The 18,493-nt window shown below is 62.7% G+C and carries 20 protein-coding genes and 1 tRNA gene; 5 read left to right on the forward strand and 16 right to left on the reverse strand.

Annotation, left to right across the window (positions count from 1 at the left end; genetic code table 11):
- Window positions 1–9: 9 nt before the first annotated feature.
- Genes Q9K02_RS08455 through Q9K02_RS08465 form a run of 3 tightly spaced genes read right to left on the reverse strand, consistent with a single transcriptional unit; the run spans window position 10 to window position 1,419 of the window.
- Window positions 10–327: a hypothetical protein gene (locus tag Q9K02_RS08455; RefSeq protein ID WP_305932493.1), complete on the reverse strand. Its 318-nt coding sequence runs from the start codon at window positions 325–327 to the stop codon at window positions 10–12.
- Complete coding sequence (locus tag Q9K02_RS08460; RefSeq protein WP_305932494.1) at window positions 324–758, reverse strand: phage holin family protein; 435 nt, start codon at window positions 756–758, stop codon at window positions 324–326. The genes Q9K02_RS08455 and Q9K02_RS08460 overlap by 4 nt, the downstream gene beginning before the upstream one ends.
- Before the next feature lie 22 nt (window positions 759–780).
- Window positions 781–1,419, reverse strand: a complete 639-nt coding sequence (locus tag Q9K02_RS08465; protein ID WP_305932495.1) for a hypothetical protein — start codon at window positions 1,417–1,419, stop codon at window positions 781–783.
- 173 nt (window positions 1,420–1,592) lie between these two features.
- On the opposite strand from Q9K02_RS08465, the gene eno reads away from it, so the two are divergent.
- A complete protein-coding gene (gene eno, locus Q9K02_RS08470) occupies window positions 1,593–2,879 on the forward strand; it encodes a phosphopyruvate hydratase (protein ID WP_305932496.1) in 1,287 nt (428 codons plus the stop codon).
- Here the strand turns inward: eno and Q9K02_RS08475 are convergent.
- Complete coding sequence (locus Q9K02_RS08475) at window positions 2,876–3,133, reverse strand: hypothetical protein (protein WP_305932497.1); 258 nt, start codon at window positions 3,131–3,133, stop codon at window positions 2,876–2,878. The genes eno and Q9K02_RS08475 overlap by 4 nt on opposite strands.
- A 77-nt stretch (window positions 3,134–3,210) precedes the next feature.
- On the opposite strand from Q9K02_RS08475, the gene Q9K02_RS08480 reads away from it, so the two are divergent.
- The gene (locus Q9K02_RS08480) at window positions 3,211–4,260 is read left to right on the forward strand and encodes a phosphotransferase (protein WP_305932498.1); all 1,050 of its coding nucleotides are present in this window, start codon (window positions 3,211–3,213) and stop codon (window positions 4,258–4,260) included.
- Window positions 4,260–5,351, forward strand: a complete 1,092-nt coding sequence (locus Q9K02_RS08485; RefSeq protein ID WP_305932499.1) for an Rv3169 family protein — start codon at window positions 4,260–4,262, stop codon at window positions 5,349–5,351. The genes Q9K02_RS08480 and Q9K02_RS08485 overlap by 1 nt, the downstream gene beginning before the upstream one ends.
- On the opposite strand, the gene Q9K02_RS08490 is transcribed toward Q9K02_RS08485, so the two are convergent.
- The 9 genes from Q9K02_RS08490 to Q9K02_RS08530 all read right to left on the reverse strand — a co-directional run bounded on the left by Q9K02_RS08490 (window position 5,348) and on the right by Q9K02_RS08530 (window position 13,880).
- Window positions 5,348–6,178 (reverse strand): DMT family transporter, encoded by an 831-nt coding sequence (locus tag Q9K02_RS08490; protein ID WP_305932500.1) that lies wholly within the window; start codon window positions 6,176–6,178, stop codon window positions 5,348–5,350. The two genes, Q9K02_RS08485 and Q9K02_RS08490, sit on opposite strands and share 4 nt — an antisense overlap.
- Window positions 6,179–6,182: 4 nt before the next feature.
- Complete coding sequence (ribH, locus tag Q9K02_RS08495; protein WP_305932501.1) at window positions 6,183–6,605, reverse strand: 6,7-dimethyl-8-ribityllumazine synthase; 423 nt, start codon at window positions 6,603–6,605, stop codon at window positions 6,183–6,185.
- A 4-nt stretch (window positions 6,606–6,609) separates the two neighbouring features.
- Window positions 6,610–7,848, reverse strand: coding sequence for a 3,4-dihydroxy-2-butanone-4-phosphate synthase (gene ribB / locus Q9K02_RS08500; protein WP_305932502.1), 1,239 nt, complete (start codon window positions 7,846–7,848; stop codon window positions 6,610–6,612).
- A 116-nt stretch (window positions 7,849–7,964) separates the two neighbouring features.
- Window positions 7,965–8,040, reverse strand: a tRNA-Lys gene (locus Q9K02_RS08505).
- A 110-nt stretch (window positions 8,041–8,150) separates the two neighbouring features.
- Complete coding sequence (rodA, locus tag Q9K02_RS08510; protein WP_305933480.1) at window positions 8,151–9,224, reverse strand: rod shape-determining protein RodA; 1,074 nt, start codon at window positions 9,222–9,224, stop codon at window positions 8,151–8,153.
- A gap of 41 nt (window positions 9,225–9,265) precedes the next feature.
- Window positions 9,266–11,383 (reverse strand): penicillin-binding protein 2, encoded by a 2,118-nt coding sequence (mrdA, locus tag Q9K02_RS08515; RefSeq protein ID WP_305932503.1) that lies wholly within the window; start codon window positions 11,381–11,383, stop codon window positions 9,266–9,268.
- Window positions 11,383–11,934: a rod shape-determining protein MreD gene (locus Q9K02_RS08520; RefSeq protein ID WP_305932504.1), complete on the reverse strand. Its 552-nt coding sequence runs from the start codon at window positions 11,932–11,934 to the stop codon at window positions 11,383–11,385. The genes mrdA and Q9K02_RS08520 overlap by 1 nt, the downstream gene beginning before the upstream one ends.
- A complete protein-coding gene (locus Q9K02_RS08525) occupies window positions 11,934–12,824 on the reverse strand; it encodes a rod shape-determining protein MreC (protein WP_305932505.1) in 891 nt (296 codons plus the stop codon). Before Q9K02_RS08525 ends, Q9K02_RS08520 begins: the two co-directional genes overlap by 1 nt.
- A 12-nt stretch (window positions 12,825–12,836) precedes the next feature.
- The gene (locus tag Q9K02_RS08530) at window positions 12,837–13,880 is read right to left on the reverse strand and encodes a rod shape-determining protein (RefSeq protein WP_278328727.1); all 1,044 of its coding nucleotides are present in this window, start codon (window positions 13,878–13,880) and stop codon (window positions 12,837–12,839) included.
- 192 nt (window positions 13,881–14,072) lie between these two features.
- Here Q9K02_RS08530 and mutL point away from each other — a divergent pair, with 192 nt between their 5' ends.
- Both mutL and Q9K02_RS08540 read left to right on the forward strand, forming a co-directional pair.
- Window positions 14,073–15,878: a DNA mismatch repair endonuclease MutL gene (mutL, locus tag Q9K02_RS08535; protein ID WP_305933481.1), complete on the forward strand. Its 1,806-nt coding sequence runs from the start codon at window positions 14,073–14,075 to the stop codon at window positions 15,876–15,878.
- Entirely contained in the window at window positions 15,878–16,363 is a 486-nt protein-coding gene (locus tag Q9K02_RS08540) for a hypothetical protein (protein WP_305932506.1), read from the forward strand. The genes mutL and Q9K02_RS08540 overlap by 1 nt, the downstream gene beginning before the upstream one ends.
- A gap of 1 nt (window position 16,364) precedes the next feature.
- Here Q9K02_RS08540 and Q9K02_RS08545 read toward each other — a convergent pair whose 3' ends face one another.
- The 3 genes from Q9K02_RS08545 to Q9K02_RS08555 are packed head-to-tail and all read right to left on the reverse strand — an operon-like array spanning window position 16,365 to window position 18,439.
- On the reverse strand, window positions 16,365–16,829 hold the full coding sequence (locus Q9K02_RS08545; protein ID WP_305932507.1) for a MaoC family dehydratase: 465 nt from the start codon (window positions 16,827–16,829) through the stop codon (window positions 16,365–16,367).
- Window positions 16,830–16,844: 15 nt separating this feature from the next.
- Window positions 16,845–17,585 (reverse strand): glutaredoxin, encoded by a 741-nt coding sequence (locus Q9K02_RS08550; protein WP_305932508.1) that lies wholly within the window; start codon window positions 17,583–17,585, stop codon window positions 16,845–16,847.
- Between the two features lie 41 nt (window positions 17,586–17,626).
- Entirely contained in the window at window positions 17,627–18,439 is an 813-nt protein-coding gene (locus Q9K02_RS08555; protein ID WP_305932509.1) for a DUF1206 domain-containing protein, read from the reverse strand.
- Window positions 18,440–18,493 lie beyond the last annotated feature (54 nt).

The raw sequence follows: 18,493 nt of genomic DNA on the forward strand, positions 1-18,493 counted from the left end.
GCGCAGGGTTCATTGTTCCGCCCGTTCAACGTCATCCTCGCTCGAATCGTCGCCTTCGCCGAGGCCGAACAGGTTGAGCAACGGATTGCGAGCAAACCAGACGACGACCGCAGCGACCAGCGCGGCAAGCGCACCCTTGTTGTCTTCGGCAGCGTCCACCGCTTCTTCGTAAAGATCGATAGCACCGTGCTTGACGGTATCCAGGGTCCGGGCCGCCAGTCCCTTGCGCGCGAGGTCGGCTTTCACATGCTCGACATCGGCCTCAACCAAGGCTCTGGCGGAATCGCGGAGATAGCGATCTTCGAGCATTCGTTCACGGCGAGTCATTCTTCTGAGCCCTCCGAGAAAGCATCCCGAATATCGTCGATACGACCCTTCAGCATGCGTAGGAGTACGATACCCACCACGATTAGGGCGAGCGTCACAACAGCTGTCGCGCCCCACGGGCCGATCAGCGGGACGAGTGCAATGACGAGACCGACAGCCCCCGCGATCAGGGCGAGGTGGAACACGCCGAACGCAGCAAGGCCAAAGGCGATTGCGCCCTTGGCCCTGTTTGCAGTGTAGCCTGCGCGGCTTTTCTGGAATGCCAGTTCGGCTTCGGCGTAGGTCTTGCCATCGGATAACAATGCCGTGACATCGTCAATCAAAGACGCTTCGCCGGATCCCCGCTCTTCATCGGCAGGTTCGTGATCATCCGGCACGTCGAGCGGACCGAGATAGCTCTCGGTCCCGCGCTCAACTTCGTTATCCCTCATCGCAGACCCCCTGATACGTCGATCAACGGCGACCGCCGAACAGGCGCGAGACGAAGAACCCAGCGACTGCGGCGATGCCGAGTGCCTTGCCGGGGCTCCGGCGAACGAATTCGCGGCCGTCGTCGACGAGGTCGTCGACGCTCTTCTGGTCGAGCTTGGCAGCATAATCATCGAGCGACTTGGACGCGGTGCGGGCATAGTCGCCATATTTCGCGCCGAGCTTCTCGTCGACCTGATAGGCGTTGTCGTTCACCATCCGGCTGAGCGAGCGCATGCCTTCGCTGGCCTTGACCTTGCCTTCGGTGGCGAGTTCACGGCCCTTGACCTTGGCATCGTCACCATAGGCCTTGGCTTCGGCCACCCAGTCGTCGCCCTTGCCCTTGGCCTGGGTGCGGTAGGCGGTTGCACGATCCTTACCTTCCGCCTTCAGCGCGGCTGCGCCGGCCTTGGCCTCCTCGAGGGCGGCATTGAAGCGCGACTTGGCTTCGGCGCGGTTGTTGTTGGTCGTTTCGGCAGTGTCGATTGCGGTGTTGGTCACGGGGGTGGTCTCCTTGGCTGCGGGCGTCTTCGCCACGGTCTTGCGCGGCTTGGCGGCAGTGGATTTCTTTTTGGCTGGTGTCTTGCGCTTTTTCGGTGCGCCGGTTCCGTCTGTATCGGCCATTGCTGTCGTCCTTGCCCTCAATTGTTTCCTCCCCCCAACGCTTTTGATGCGAGGGGGTTCAATTGTGCAACGCAACTTGCGCGCCGATGTTCCGGCGAATAGAGCGCGTGCCTGTCCCCATCTGGGGGTGTATTAGTCAATTGCAACACCTCAGCTCCGGAGTGCCTTGTCCCATGACCGCCATCATCGACCTCCACGCCCGCGAAATTCTCGACTCGCGGGGCAATCCCACGGTCGAGGTCGATATTCTTCTCGAAGACGGCAGCTTCGGGCGGGCAGCCGTGCCCAGCGGTGCCTCGACAGGTGCGCACGAAGCTGTGGAGTTGCGCGACGGCGACAAGGACCGGTACCTTGGCAAGGGTGTGATGAAGGCGGTCGACGCTGCCAATACCGAGATCGCCGAGGCCATCCTCGGCCTCGATGCGGAAGACCAGCGCGACATCGACGGCGCGATGATCGCGCTCGATGGGACGGACAACAAGGGCCGCATCGGAGCGAACGCGATTCTCGGGACCAGCATGGCGGTCGCCAAGGCAGCGGCCAATGCGCGCGGCCTGCCGCTCTACAGCTATATCGGCGGTGTGGCGGCGCATGTCCTGCCGGTGCCGATGATGAACATCATCAATGGCGGCGAACATGCCGACAATCCGATCGACATCCAGGAATTCATGATCATGCCGGTCGGCGCCGACAGCCTGGCCGAGGCGGTGCGCTGGGGCGCGGAAGTGTTTCACACGCTCAAGAAGAAGCTGCACGAGAAAGGCCTGGCAACCTCGGTCGGTGACGAGGGCGGGTTCGCGCCCGATCTTGCCAGCACACGCGATGCGCTGGATTTCATCATGGCGTCGATCGAACAGGCTGGCTTCACCCCGGGCGAGGAGATGGCGCTTGCGCTCGATTGCGCATCGACCGAATTCTATCGCGAGGGGAAATACGAGATTTCGGGCGAGAACGTCTCTCTTTCGGGCGATGAGATGGCCAAATATCTCGCCAAGCTGTGTGCCGATTATCCCATCCGCTCGATCGAGGATGGCATGGCCGAGGATGATTTCGAGGGCTGGAAGGCATTGACCGATCATATCGGAAATACCGTCCAGCTGGTCGGGGACGACCTTTTCGTAACCAACCCGGCGCGCCTCTCGGACGGGATCGAGCGTGGTTTGGCCAATTCGCTGCTGGTCAAGGTCAACCAGATCGGCACGCTGTCGGAAACGCTTGATGCGGTCAGCATCGCCAATCGCGCCGGGTACACCGCCGTCATGTCGCACCGCTCGGGCGAAACCGAGGATGCGACGATCGCCGACCTCGCGGTTGCGACCAATTGCGGGCAGATCAAGACGGGCTCGCTGGCCCGTTCGGACCGGCTTGCCAAATACAACCAGCTCATTCGGATCGAGGAAGAGCTTGGGGACAGCGCGGTTTATGCCGGTGCAGGCTGTTTCGGCCGGATCGGCGCCTAGCGCTTCGGATCCTTGCGGTTCTTAGGGTGTAGCCAATACTGATAAACACCCCAGGCGTTGATCAACAGCAACAGGAAGTTCATCGCCGCGAGTGGCATCGCGTCCTCGGTGAGGCCGATATAGATCCATAGCGCCGACACGATGCAGAATAATACAAAACCCCAACCCGTCGTGCGTCGACCCATGTCGAACGCGATGAGGGAGGCTGCGAGCACCGTCCCGATGGAGGCGATCCATTCGAGCGGGCCGTTCATTTCTCGATGTCCTGCATGATTGTCAGGACGTGTTTGGAAAGCTAGCGTTCCAAAATTGCTCTTTGTGGGAGAGGAGCTTGGAACAATTTCCGGCACATCCGGACGAGGTATCAGCCAGCTGGCTTGGCGACGTGCTCGGGACGCGGGTCGACAATGTGCGCTGGGAAGCCATAGGCACCGGCCAGGTCGGCGACAGTGTGCGGTTCCATTGCGACGGACAAAGCGGCGCCTTCACGCTGGCCGGAAAGTTCAGCGCTGAGGACGAGGCCAGCAAGGCAACGGCCATATCCTTCGGCCTGTATTGCAAGGAGGTCGAATTCTATCGCAGCACCGCACCGCAGCTCGCCGTGCGCGTGCCGCAGGTGCACTTTGCCGAGGTCAATGAGGAAGGGAGTGAGTTTTTCCTCCTGTTCGAGGATCTCGGCCCGGCGGAGCAGGGCAACCAGATTGCCAGCTGCGGAATAGAAAGGGCACGCGACGCGATCGTTCAGGCCGCCGCGATTCATGCGCCGAGCTGGAACAATGCCGAGCTTCTCGAGGCGGAATGGATTCAGCCTCCTCCCGAGCTCGGGGCGACCGTCGCCGCGATGTATCCGCAGGCTCAGGCCGTGTTTCGCGAACGATATGCCGACCAGCTCGAGCCGGACTTCATGGCATTGTGCGAGGAATTGGCGGAACTGGCACCGGTCTATTTCCACAGCGACCCCGACCGGAAATGCATCGTCCACGGCGATTTCCGCCTCGACAACATGCTGTTCGACATAAGGGGCGGGGCGGAGCCGATTGCCGTGCTGGACTGGCAGACCGTAACCGTCGGCAAGGCCATGACCGACGTCGGTTATTTCTTGGGCTGCGGCATCGGCGAGGCCCTGTGGCGCGAGCACGAGGACGGTTTGCTTGACCTGTGGCTGTCCGAAATGGCCAAGCGAGGGGTGACGCTGAAGCACGACGATATCGAAGACGATTACCGGCGCGGTATCCTCCACGGTGTCTCTACTGCCGTCTTCAGCGCCGCTTTCGTCAAGCGTACCGAGCGTGGCGACGCGAATTTCCTGTCCATGGCGCGCGGCGCCTGCTCGCTGGCGCTGGCCCGCGACAGTCTGGCTGCATTGAAAGAGGTGAATTGATGGTCCTGTCCCGCGGCGACGAATATCCGATCCACCAGACGCCGGAGCCGGTGGCCTATTGCGGCACCGACCGCAATTTCTACGACCGGTATTTTTTCAACGGCTATGCCCCCGATGGCAGCGGTTTCTTCGCCCTAGCTCTGGGCGTCTATCCGCATCTCGACGTGATGGATGCGCATTTCAACGTGGTGCGCGACGGGGTGCAGCATTGCATCCATGCGAGCCGCGAGCTGAACATGGAGCGGATGGATTTGATCGTCGGGCCCATCCGCATCGAGGTGATCGAGCCGCTGCACAAGCTGCGCCTGATCGTGGATGAATGCGAAGGCATTTCCGCCGATCTCGTTTTCACCAGCCGCGCCTTCGCGATCGAGGAGCCGCGCTTCACGCATCGCATCGGCCCGCGCGCATTCATGGACTACACGCGCATGACGCAGAACGGCCATTACGAGGGCTGGATCTCTACGGATGGCGACCGGCGCGAGCTGGCCGAGGGCACAGGCGGCACGCGCGATCGCAGCTGGGGCGTGCGGCCCATCGGTGCTCGCGATTCGCAGCCCATGCCAAGCGCCCCGATGCCCGGCTTCTTCTGGCAATGGACACCGATCAATTTCGCGGACGGCAGCCTGTTCTTCCATGTCAACAATGACGAGCACGGCCGCGCCTGGAACACGCGCGCGGCCTGGGCTCCGGACGGTGCGACGGCCAGCGACATCCGCGAAGGGCACGGCAGCATGCGGACACGGCTCGCGCCCGGCACTCGCTGGCCGAGCGGCGGAACGCTCTCGCTGGCCGTGCCCGGCGCGCCGGAGCAGGTTACGCTTGAGCCGCTTTCGCGCTTCCAGATGCGGGGGCTGGGGTACACCGATCCCGATTGGGGGCACGGTCTCCATCACGGGCCGCTCAAGGTCGAGCGCGAAGACATCGAGCTGGATCAGCTCGATCCGCTAGAACCCCAGAACCTTCATGTGCAAATGCCGATGCGGGTGACCGGCGGCGCAGGCGAGGAGGGTATCGGTGTATTCGAGCAGCTCATCATCGGGCCGTTCTCGCCGCTCGGCCTCGGTGAATTTCTCGATGGCGCGAGCTAGCGAGAGAGCAACAGCACCACAACGCCGCCGAAGATCACGATGCCGCCAGCGATCTTGAGCCGATCCGGCCGCTCACCGAGAAAAAGCGTCGCAATCAGCAGCGCGAACAGGATCGAACTCTCCCGCAAAGGCGCGAGACGCGGCAATTCGCCGACCGAATAAGCGAGCATTGCAAGGCCATAGCTGACGACGCCCGCCGCTCCGGCTGCGACGCAGCTCTTCCAGTTGCGGCGCGTGTATTCGATGAAGGTGCGGCCACGCCAAGCTCCAAAGGCCCCGCCGATCACGGCTCCCAGCACGAAGAAAGCCCAGGCGATGTAGGAATAGGGCGTCGGCGCATTCCGGACGCCGCCCGCATCGAGTACGGTGTAGGTCGCGACGGCAAGGCCGGTGAGCAGCGAATAGCCCAGTGCCTCCCGCGTCAAGTTGCGCCCTATGGCGCTGAGAAGGATCCCGCTCGTCACCAGTCCCATACCGATTGAGACCGGGAGAGTAATCGCGTCGCCCAGGAACACTACTGCACCGAAGGCCGCGAAAACCGGCGCGGTGCCCCGCATGACGGGATAGGTCGCGCTCATGTCCGCCACTTCGAACGCCCGCACCAGCGCGAGAAAATAGACGGCATGGACGACCAGCGATCCGACCAGCCAGCCCCAAGCGCCATGCGGTGGCGGGAAGAAAAGGATCGTCGGCAGAACCAGCAAGCCGCCGCTCAGGTCGATCAGCGCCCGGCTTGCGAGTTTGTCGTCGCCCGATTTGAGGACGGCATTCACCACCGCATGGATCGCGCCGGACGCGATCATCATCAGGGCGGCGATTTCGAGCATTTGCTCAGCGGGCGAAGCGCCCCTGCAAGTCCAGCAGTGCCAGCGCAGCCTGCGCCGCTTCGCCGCCCTTGTTCTTCTGCTTCGGATCGGCGCGCACCAGCGCTTGCTCATCGTTCTCGACCGTCAGGATGCCGTTGCCGATCGCAATGCCGTCCATGGTCAGCGCCATGATCCCGCGCGCGCTTTCGCCCGCCACGATCTCGAAGTGGAAAGTCTCGCCGCGGATTACGACGCCGATGGCGATGAAGCCGTCGTACTGCCCGCTGTCTACGGCCATCGCAATCGCGCCGGGCACTTCCAGCGCGCCGGGCACTGTGAGCACCTCGGCCTCGTGGCCCTCCGCTGCCAGCGCCTCGCGCGCGCCGTCGATAAGCATGTCGTTGAGATGGTCGTAGAAACGCGCTTCGACGATCAGGAACTTGGCCATGGAATCACTCCGGAATGGGACGGTGGTCGACGATGTTGAGGCCATAGCCTTCGATCGCCACGACGTTGGGTTGCGAATTGCTGAGCAGGATCATGTCCTCGATGCCGAGGTCGGCGAGGATCTGGGAGCCGATGCCGACATTGCGCTCGGCCTCGCTCTCGCCATAGCCGCTGGCCGGACGGCCGGTGATGATTACGATCACGCCCGAACCATGCTCGCCGACTGCCTGCATCGCCCGCTGCAAGGTGCGCTTGCGGGCCCCTGGCTTGCCGAGCACATCATCGAAGATCGAGATCGGATGGACGCGGGCGAGGGTGGGCTCGCCGGGCTTCACCTCACCCTTCTGCAGGACATAGCTTTCGCTGCCATCGATCGTGTTGCGATAGGTCATCATGCGCCATGCGCCGCCATAGTCGGATTCGAAATTGTCTTCGGCAACGCGTTCGACGAGGTGGTCGTTGCGCATGCGATATTCGATGAGGTCGCGGATCGTGCCGATCTTCATCTCGTGCTTGCGCGCGAACGTAACGAGGTCGTCGAGGCGGGCCATGGTGCCGTCTTCGTTCATGATCTCGCAGATGACACCCGCCGGATTGAGACCCGCGAGGCGCGAAATGTCGACTGCCGCTTCGGTATGGCCGGCGCGCACGAGGACCCCGCCGTCGCGTGCGGCGAGGGGGAAGACGTGGCCCGGAGTAACGATGTCGTCCGGTCCCTTGCTCGCATCGATCGCGACCGACACGGTGCGTGCGCGGTCTGCGGCGCTGATGCCGGTGGTCACCCCGGTCTTGGCCTCGATCGAAGTGGTGAAAGCGGTCTGCATGCTTTCGCGATTGTCGCGGCTCATGGGTTCCAGGCCGAGCGCCTCGACGCGCTTGCGGTCGAGCGAGAGGCAGATCAGCCCACGGCCGTGGGTAGCCATGAAATTGATCGCATCGGGCGTCGCCATCTGCGCGGGGATGATGAGATCGCCCTCGTTCTCGCGATCCTCGTCATCGACGAGGATATACATCCGACCATTACGGGCTTCGTTGATAATCTCCTCGGCCCCGACGATGACCGGCGTTTCGTCGTTCGCTTCCAGGAAAGCTTCGAGTTTAGCGAGCGTATCGGCAGTCGGGTTCCAGCCATCCTCGGCGCAATCGCGCAGGGTATTGGCATGCAACCCGGCTGCGCGGGCGAGGCCAGCGCGGGTCATCAGACCCTGTGAGACGAGCGAGCGAACTTTGTCGATAGTGTTCATGGCCCGACCGACTATCACATCATAATGTGATGTCAAACAACGTAATCACATTGCATACCGAGCGTGGCACATTCCGCCTGTGCCAGCGAAAGTCGCGCAATGAAATTAAAGAGAAATGGTGGACGCACTAGGGCTCGAACCTAGGACCCGCTGATTAAGAGTCAGCTGCTCTACCAACTGAGCTATGCGTCCACACTGCGGCTTGCCGCTCGCCCGTGGCTGGGCGCCCCGAATCAGGGAGGCGCTCATATAGCTGGCTTGCTCGCGATTAAAAGGGCTTTTTCCGGACGCCGTTGGATCGTTCAGGAAATGAGGCCGGTGCGCGGGGCCCGGCGGTTCCAGCGGGCGACCATCATCAGCGATCCGATGCAGATCATATTCGTCATCATCGAGCTGCCGCCATGGCTCATGAAGGGTAGGGGAATCCCCACTACGGGCGCTAGACCCATGACCATCATGAGATTGATCGCGACGTAGAAGAAGATCGTCGCCGTCATGCCTATGGCCAGCAATTTTCCAAAGCGGTCCTGACTTTCGCGCGCGGTCTTCAGGCCCCAGCCCAAAATCATGGCGAAGGCGGCGATCACGACAAGCCCGCCGATGAAACCCCATTCCTCGGCCATGGTCGAGAAGATGAAATCGGTTTGCGGTTCGGGCAAATAATTGAGGTGGCTCTGCGACCCCTCGTTGAAGCCCTTGCCGCTCAGCCCGCCCGAGCCGATGGCGATCTTGGACTGGGTGATGTGGTAGCCATCGCCCAGCGGATCGCTTTCCGGATCGAGGAAGGTAAAGACGCGTCGCTGCTGATAGGGCTGGAGGCCGAAGAAAAAGGCGATCGGCGCGAGGACGGCCGCAGCCGCTCCGGCAGCGAGGAACCAGCGTAGCGGCAGGCCTGCAACGAACATTACGACTGCACCGCCGAAAGCCAAAGCGAGCGATGTACCAAGGTCGGGCTGCAGCAGGACCAGCGCCACCGGAGCGCCGATCAGGGCGGCGGCGGGAACAACCGATCGCCAGGTCGGGATTAGGCCGATGGGCAGGTTGGCGTAAAAGCGTGCAAGGACGAGGACGAGCCCCGGTTTCATCAGCTCCGACGGCTGCAATTGCATGAAGCCGAGATCGAGCCAGCGCTGGCTACCCCCGCCCACGAAACCGATCGCCTCCACCGCCATCAGCATGACGATGATCACGATATAGACCGGGAAGGCGAAGAACTGCGCCAGTTCTCGGCTGAACATGCTGATGACGAATGCCATCGGCAGGAATACGAGAAAGCGGATAACGTGCGAGGAAGCATAGGGGTCCCAAGACCCTCCCGCCGCCGAAAACAGAACGAGCGCGCCGAAGCCGATCAAGACAAACAGCGGGAAGAGCATCCGCCAGGGCTGGCGGGCTATCGGATCGGGTACGATCCCGCTCACTCGGGATCGTCCGCCGGGGTGGCCTGTGTTGTCGATCCGGGCGAAGTCGGCCTTGCCGAGCTGGTGTCTTCGGACACCTCTTCGGCAGAGCGGGTATCGACGCGCGACGGGCTGGCTTCTTCGGCAATGGCTTCGGGCTGCCGTGCCGCAACACGCGCTTCGGCCTCAACCTGGTCGAAGATGTCCTCGTCGCGCTCGGGCACGGGCGGAACCGCCTCTCCGGCTGCCGCCGCATAGGCGCGATATTTCTGATTGAGGCGCTCTTGCGCCGTTCCGCCCCATTGCTCTTCGAGCGGGCGCAAGGCCTCCATGCCCTTCGCAGGATCGAACATGAAGGTCATCACGTCCCGCGCAATGGGATAGGCCGAGCCCGATCCGCCGCCGTGCTCGATCACCACGGCGCCGGCGTATTTTGGCTTGTCGAAGGGTGCGAAGAACACGAAAAGGCCGTGGTCGCGATATTTCCACGGACCGGTCTTTCCGTCCGAAATGCTCAGCGAGACCACCTGCGCGGTCCCGGTTTTCCCGGCCATGAGAATGTCGTCGAACGGCAGGCGGGCGCGGCCTGCCGTGCCGGGTCCGTTGACCGTGTCGCTCATCGCCTGGCGGACGTATCCGATCTCTTCGGGGCTGAAGTCGAAATGCTCGAACTTCGGCTTTTCGTCGGTCAGGCGCAGGCGCGGCATGACCCTGTCGCCGGTGGCGAGGCGCGCGCTCATCACCGCCAATTGCAGCGGGCTGGTGAGATAGTAGCCTTGGCCGATCGAGGAGTTGACCGTATCGTAGGGCTGCCAGTCCTGATCGAACTTCTTTTTCTTCCACGCCGGATCGGGCACGGTGCCGTAGAACTGGCTGGTGACGGGCAGGGGGAATTCTTCGCCCAGACCCATCTTGTGCGCCCATTTCGCTACATGGTCGAAGCCGACCTGCTGGGCGAAATGATAGAAATAGCTGTCGCAACTCTGGTAGATGGCCTTGGCCATGTCGACCGAGCCGTGATTGCTCCAGCAATTGAAGAAGCGATTGCCGATGCGCCGGCCGCCGCCACAGATAATGGTCTCTTCCGGCTTCACCCCTGCATCGAGGAAGGCCATGCAGTGCATCGGCTTGACCGTCGAACCGGGCGGATAGAGCCCCTTCAGCACCTTGTTGCGCAGCGGCACGCGCTCGTCATCGCGCAACATGGCATATTCCACACGACCGATGCCTTGCGAGAAGCTGTTCGGATCGAAGCTCGGCATGGAGGACATGCACAGCACGTCACCGGTTTCGCAGTCCATGACCACGCAAGACCCGCTTTCGAGGCCGATGCGCCGAGCGGCATAATCCTGCAGTGGGCCGTCTATCGTAAGGCGAACGGGATCGCCCTGGACATCCTCGCGCGTTTCGAGGTCGCGCACAATGCGCCCCGAAGCCGTAACCTCCACCCGGCGCGCCCCGGGAATGCCCCGCAAATCAAGCTCGAACTGCTGCTCCAGCGCGTCCTTGCCGATCTTGTAGCCGGGGGTGATGAGCAGCGGGTTGCGGTCCTGCTCCTCGTACTCCTCGGCATTGGCGGGTCCGACATAGCCGATCAGGTGCCCGACCGATGGACCGGTCGGATAGAAGCGGGAGAAGCCGCGCTGCGGTACGACGCCGGGAAGGTCGGGCAGGCGCACGCTGACAGCGGCGAACTGATCGTACTTAAGGCCGGAAGCGACTTCTACGGGCTGGAAGCCGGGTGAGTCCTCAATCCGTTTAAGGACGTCGGCGGACTGGTTTTCGTCGAGCTCGAGTATGTCGGTAAGGACCGCGACCGTGCGGTCCGGATCGGGCGTGCGATCCGGAATGATGTCGACGCGGAAGTCGGCGCGGTTGGATGCCAGGGGGGCACCGTTGCGATCGAGAAGCCAGCCCCGCCGCGGCGGGATCAGCGACAAATTGACGCGATTGCTTTCGCTTTCGAGTTCGTACCGCTCGTTTTCGGCAATGGCGATATAGCCCATGCGCGCAGCAAGCAGGACACCGAGCCCGCCCATTGCCGTGCCGATGGTGAAGGTACGACGGTCGAAAGCATTATCGAGCGTTGTCTGGCTGACGATATCGCGCCGTTTGTTTCTGTTGCGCAAGCCCATCAGATCGTCCTCCAGCGATGCAGCCGGAAGCGATCGAGCCGCGCGACTATGCGCGAGAGGATGGGGAAAAGCAGGATGGAAAGCACAAGTTGCGGCACGAGAGCTATAAGCGAATGGATGTTGGGCGTGGCGCCGGATAGCAGCCAGCCAACAATCAGATACACGCTTACGACTATACCAGCGGTGAACCAATCCTGCCAGAAGGCGCGCCACGGCAACCGACCTTCGAGGATCTCGATCCCGATCAGGGCGATCGACCAGGTCAGTATCGCAAAACCGAAGGGCTGGCCGCTAAAAAGGTCGTCGAACAGGCCGAGCGGAATGCCGGCCCACACCGGCAAAAGACCGGGGCGCACGAGCCGCCACCCGAGCAGCATGAGAAAGCCGAGCGGTGGCAGGAGCGGCAGAGCGGAAGCGATCGGGAACAGCGGCAGGATCGAGGCGAGGAGGATCGATCCCCACGGCACGACCGTCGCGAGGAAAGTCGAATGCGAGCGATTGATGCGATTTCCGTAAGCGTCGCTGCGCGCGCGCGGGTCGATTCGCTCCATCAGTCGGACAGCTCCGTTTCGGTCGGCGTCTCGACTGCCAAAGCGGCGTCGGGTTCGAAGATCGGGTCGATGGAAACGAAGTCGGTCGCCGCGGGATCGCTGACCATGCGGGCGAGACCGCCATCGTCGGTCTTCTCGACCAGGATCGCGACGGCAGCACCCGGGCGATAATATCCGCCTGCGCCGCTCGTCACGAACAGATCGCCTTTTTCGAGCGGATTGATGCCGAGGTTGATCAGGCGAATGCGCAAAAGGCCGTCGCCGCGACCCTCGGCGAACGCCACGACTTCGTCGCTCGCGCGGCGGACCGGCAGTACGCTTTCGGTGTCGGTCAGCAGGAGGATGCGGGCGCTATCGCTGCCGGTCTCGAGCACCCGGCCGACGACGCCGCGCGGCGAGCGGATCGGCATGCCGACCTCGACGCCCTGGTCGCTGCCTGCCCCGACATAGGCAAAGCGACGCGTGCTTGATGCCGTGGAGCCGACCAGCCGTGTGACGGCAACAGGTTCGACGTCTTCTTCCCGCAAGCCCAGCAGAGCCTTCAGACGAAGGTTTTCCTGCTCGACCGCCTGCGCTTCGGCCAGGCGGATACGGGCGATCTCCATCTCGCGCTTGAGTTCGGCATTCTTGGACCCCGCGCGGTAGTATCCGCTGATCGAATCCCAGATGCTCTTGCTGCCCGTGCGTACCGTGGCGGAAGTTTCGGTGGCCGGGGACAAGCCATCGGCCGCCGCGCCTCGCAGCCCGCCGAACAGCTGGGGCTGGAAGAAGGACAGCACCAGCAGCACGGCACCGATCAGGGCGCCGATCCCGGCGATGATATAGCCGGTGAAGAGATTATACTGCGCCCTTCGCGAATAGCCCGAGCGCCGTTGGCCTGTCGGCGCCATATGCAGTCCCCCTTAAGCCGTCATCAGGACGCCGCGATAGATCGGATCCTCCATCGCCCGGCCAGTGCCGACGGCGACACAGGACAGCGGATCCTCGGCGATGGTCACTGGCAGGCCGGTTTCCTCGCGCAAATACTCGTCCAGCCCACCGATCAGCGCACCGCCGCCGGTGAGGACGATGCCCTGGTCGACGATATCGGCGGCCAGTTCGGGCGCAGTGTTTTCCAAAGCGATGCGGACGCCTTCGACGATCGCACCGATAGGCTCGTTCAGCGCCTCTGCGACGTGGCCCTGGTTGATCGTAATCTCTTTCGGAACCCCGTTCACAAGATCGCGGCCCTTGATCGTGATGCTTTCGCCAATGCCGTCCTCGGGTGCGCGGGCGACGCCGTAATCCTTCTTGATCCGCTCGGCCGTGGCGTCACCGATCAGCAGGTTGTGATGTCGGCGGACATAGGAGACGATTGCCTCGTCCATCTTGTCGCCGCCGGTGCGGACCGAGGTGGTATAGGCAAGACCGCGCAGCGAGAGCACGGCGACTTCGGTCGTGCCGCCGCCGATATCGACGACCATGCTGCCGACCGGCTCGGTCACGGGCATGTCGGCACCGATCGCCGCGGCCATCGGCTCGAGGATCAGATAGACCTGGCTGGCGCCTGCATTCGAGGCCGCATCGCGGATCGCGCGGCGCTCGACGCTGGTCGAACCCGAGGGCACGCAGATGGTGATCTCGGGATAACGCATCAGGCTCTTGCGGCCGTTCACCTTGCGGATGAAGTGCTTGATCATCTCTTCGGCGACATCGAGATCGGCAATCACGCCATCGCGCAGCGGGCGGATCGCTTCGATGCTGTCGGGCGTCTTGCCCATCATCATCTTGGCGTCGTCACCGACGGCCTTCACGCGCTTCTGGCCGTTGATCGTTTCCAGCGCGACCACGCTCGGCTCGTTGAGCACGATGCCCTGGTCCTGGACATAGACCAGCGTATTGGCGGTCCCGAGGTCGATCGCCATGTTCTGCACGCCGAATTTGAAGAGGTTGTTCCAGAAGCCCATTTTAATTCGTTTTTCCGTTTGATCTTGGGTTTGTGCAGAGCGGCAAGCGAGTGCTGCATCGACCCGGAGGACAGGGATGGCGCGCTCTTTAGCGATACATTGCGGAAATTGCCAAAAATTTCCTTGTGGGCAGCGGTGGAAACTCGCTCGCCCGATCTCGGATTCGCGCCCGTTCATCGCTACAATTCGCGAATGCCGCAAATCCGCCGCCTTCCCGACGCTCTGGTCAATCGCATTGCTGCGGGCGAAGTCGTGGAGCGGCCGTCCTCCGCACTTAAGGAACTGGTCGAAAATGCTATCGATTCCGGTGCGAGCCGGATTGCGGTGAAACTGGTCGAAGGCGGGCTGGCAAGCCTCGAGGTCACCGACGATGGCTGCGGCATGACAGCTGACGAGATGAGTCTCGCGCTCGAACGGCACGCGACCTCGAAGCTGCCCGACGAGGCGATCGAGCAGGTCATGACGCTAGGCTTCCGCGGCGAAGCCTTGCCCAGCATCGCCAGCGTCGCGCGCTTCACGCTGGAAAGCCGGCCGCAAGGCGCAGACACGGGCTGGAAGAGGGTCGTCGACCACGGCGAGACGACTGCCGAGGGGCCTGCTGCGCTTCCACCCGGCACCCGCGTGCGGGTCGAGAACCTGTTCGGCAAAGTGCCCGCCCGGCGGAAGTTTCTGCGGACCCCGCGCAGCGAATATGCCGCGTGCAAGGATGTGGTGCAACGTCTGGCGATGGCTCGCCCGGACGTTGCCTTCACGCTCGATCATGGCGACCGGCGTATCCTCGCGCTGCAGGGCGGAGAGACCCCGCAAGACCGTGTCGCCCAGATCGTCGCGCGCGAATTGAAGGACAATGGCGTGCTGCTCGATATGGAGCGAGGTGCGATGCGGCTGACCGGGGTCGCGGGCCTGCCGACGTATAATCGCGGTGTCGCCGATCATCAGTATCTGTTCGTCAACGGACGGCCGGTTAAGGACCGGCTGCTGACCGGCGCGGTGCGCGGAGCCTATGCCGACATGCTTGCCCGAGACCGCCATGCGGTACTGGCGCTGTTTCTCGACGTGCCGGCGGAGGATGTCGACGTGAATGTCCACCCGGCCAAGACCGAGGTGCGTTTCCGGGATGCGCAGGGTGTGCGCGGCTTCATCGTATCGGGCTTGCGGCAGGCACTCGCGACTGGCGACAAGCGCAGCGCGCAAAGCCCCGATGCGGGCGCGATGGGGCGCTGGCAGGCGGAACCCGCACGCGAAGAACCGTCGCCTGCACTTCGCTCGATCTTCTCGGGCCGCGACTGGACTGCCCCATCTCCCTCGCGCGTGTCCGAGCCGAATGAAGCCTGGCGAGGCATGGAAGCCGATGTGATGGCCGCACCGCGCGGCCGCGCGGAAGAGGCGCAGCCGGTCGCGGAGGAGGACAGGGACTATCCGCTCGGCGTCGCCCGCGGTCAGGTCGCGAACACTTATATCGTTGCCGAGGCGCAGGATGGGCTCGTGCTGGTCGATCAGCATGCGGCACATGAGCGCCTTGTGTTGGAACGGCTGCGCGCTGCGGGCGCCGAAGATGCGGTAAAGCGCGAGCAGGCGCTGCTCATTCCCGAAGTGGTCGAGCTGGAGGAAACCGCCTGCGACCGGCTCGAGGACGCTGCGCCGAAGCTGGCCGAACTCGGCCTCGGCATCGAGCGGTTCGGGCCATCGGCCATGCTGGTGCGATCCATGCCGCACGCCATCGCCCGGACAGATCCGGAGAAGCTGCTGCGCGATATCGACGACGATCTGGCGCTTAACGGCGAGGCGCTGTTGCTCGGCGAAAAGCTCGATCTCGCGCTCGCGACGATGGCCTGCCATGGCTCGGTGAGGGCGGGGCGCACGCTGCGGGTCGACGAGATGAACGCGCTGTTGCGCGAAATGGAGCGCACGCCTCGTTCAGGGCAGTGCAACCACGGGCGACCGACATGGGTCAAACTATCGATGGAAGACGTCGAGAAACTCTTCGGGAGGCATTAATGCGGATCGCAATTCCCGTGGCCCTGCTGGCTCTGGCCGCCTGTTCGGCCGAGCCGAGCGAGGAAGAACGCCAGGCGGCGGTTGCCGAAGTCGAGGCTAACCAGGCCCCGGAGCCGGAAGAGCTGGCACTGGAGCCCATCGGTTATCCCGATATCGAAGAAAACAATCTGTTTGGTGCCGGGTGTAACTTCGCTCCCGACGGTGGCGGTATGGGTGACGTGGCGATCGCCATGGCAGAGGAAGGCTATCTCAAGCGCAAGGGCGAGATTCTGACATTCGCGGCGGACTCGGGAAGCAGGGAACTGCCCTATCTCGCCCGCTCGAAGTACGACGGGAAGGCCTATTCCTTCTCGCTCGACATCGACGAGGCCAGCGAAGCGCCGACCGGGATGGAAACGAGCGACTACTCCGGGAAACTGACGGTCGAAGACCAGTATGGCGGCGTGGTCTATCAGGCGACCGGCATCGTCCAGTGCGGCGCCTGACCTAATCCTCTATCGGCGCGTCCTCGTCGCGTACGCGAATCAGGCCGTTGCTGATCATTTCTAGCACCGGTTCGTCATGCTGGTTGAAGGTCGTCGTGCGGCTTTTGAAAATGCCCATTTCACGGCGCGATTTGCTCCGCCGCTTCTCGAGGATCTCGCTTTCGCAGCGCAGCGTGTCGCCGGGATACACGGGCTTTTTCCAGCGAAGCTGATCGACACCGGGTGACCCGAGCCCGGCTTGCTTATTCGCGGTCAGGTTCTCAACCATCATCGCCATGGTCATCGCACAAGTATGCCAGCCGCTAGCTGAGATCCGCCCGAAATGGGTTTGTGCCGCAGCTTCCTCGTCGAGGTGAAAAGGTTGCGGATCGTATTTGCCAGCGAATTCCAGCACCTCTTCGCGGGTGACTTCGTAACGGCCGAAAGACTGGCGGCTGCCGACTTCGATGTCTTCGAAATAGATCATGCCGACGGGGATGGATCAGAGCGCGGGGCGAAGCAACATCCAAATCCCCATACCGATCATGGCGAGGTTCTCACTAAGCGAGATGAAGCCCAACGGGACATTGCCAGAGCCGCCCACGCAAGCGCATTTGATGTCGCGCTTCTGTATGTAAACGGCGTAGAAAACGCTGACTGCGCCAATCGTGCCGATTGTCAGCGCCACCGGTATCGAGATCCAGGGGAGAATTCGCCCGGCCATGAGCACAGCTGCGCTCGCCTCGAGAAACGGGTATGCATAGGCATAGGGCACCCACCGCTGACCTAGCAGATCGTAGCCGACGAACATGGTCGAGAATTGCTCGACGTCCTGCAGCTTGAGCATTGCCAGCATCGCCATCGAGAAGGCGACGAACCATTCGGCGGTGCGGATGGTGAGGGGCGATTGGTAGACGAAGAGGCTCAGCGCAACCGCGAGGGCCGCGCCGACCGCGAAGACGGCAAGGACGGGGATGTAACTTTTCCCGCTGTCGTCCTTCTTGTCGTATCCGAAATGTTTGCGAAGGTCGGTGTAGCCGCCAAGCCGCTTGCCATCGATGAAGGTCTGCGGCGTCGTCTCGACGCCGTGTTCCTCTTTGAAGGCATCGGTGTCTTCGCGTGTGGTGAGGTGGTGATCCTCGACCGCGAAACCCTCTCGCTCCAGCAGCCATTTCGACTTGGTGCCGTAGGGACAGACATGTTTGTCCATCACCATGCGATAGAGCTTTGCGGTCTTGGTCATCCTTTCCACATATACCCCCGGGGGGTATCTTTCAACTCAACTCAGGCGCGGAACTTCGGCACGCCGGCGTCCGAGTCGAGATCGGGAATGATTCGATAACGAGCAAGCACAAGGCTGAAGAGACCGAAAAGGAGCAGGCCGATTGCGGTCAGCGTGAAGATGAACCCCTCACCTGCCAAGCTGGCAACAGCGTCGCCCAGCGTCTTGATCTGGTCCGCACCACCCGACATGAACCCTGCCTGGAACAGCGACCAGCCGATGACGGTGTAAACGACCGCACGTGCAAGGAAGCCTGCTCCACCTAGCCAACGGGTGAAGTCGGGCGCCTGCCCACTAATACGGTGCATGAAGCTGCCGGTGATGCCCTTCTTCGCCTGGTGGAACGCTGCAACAAATAGCGCGATGCCGAGCAGACCGAGCACGATGCCGCCGAATTCGAACCCGAGAACGCCGGAAGCCGCCTCCTGCGCGCCGCCGCCGCTACTACCGGACGAACCGCCCGTACCGCTGGTGGCGAACTTGTAAGCCGAATAGGCAAGGGCGAGGTGGGCGATGCCGCTACCGGCATGGCCGATACGCTTGCCCCAGCCCTTGGCGTCGGAGCCGTTGTTCTCGATATCGAAGAGCAAGGAGCAGAAACGGAACAGCGCGTAGGCAATCAGGCCCACGACCATGATCCAGAGGATCGCGGTGCCGAGCGGGAATTCCTGGATCGCGCGGAATATACCGTTGGTACCCTCGGCGATTTTCTGGGCGCTGGTGAGCGCGATCAGGCCGAGGACGAAATAAAGGATGGCGCGGCTGAAATAGCCTACGCGGACCAACCAATTGAATTTTTCTGACTTGTCGACCACGTCGATGCTCCCTGTTGTTCAGGGTGCTAACGTGGCGCGGTCGCAATCCGTTCC

The sequence above is a fragment of the Qipengyuania profundimaris genome, assembly GCF_030717945.1.
GTDB lineage: Bacteria > Pseudomonadota > Alphaproteobacteria > Sphingomonadales > Sphingomonadaceae > Qipengyuania > Qipengyuania profundimaris.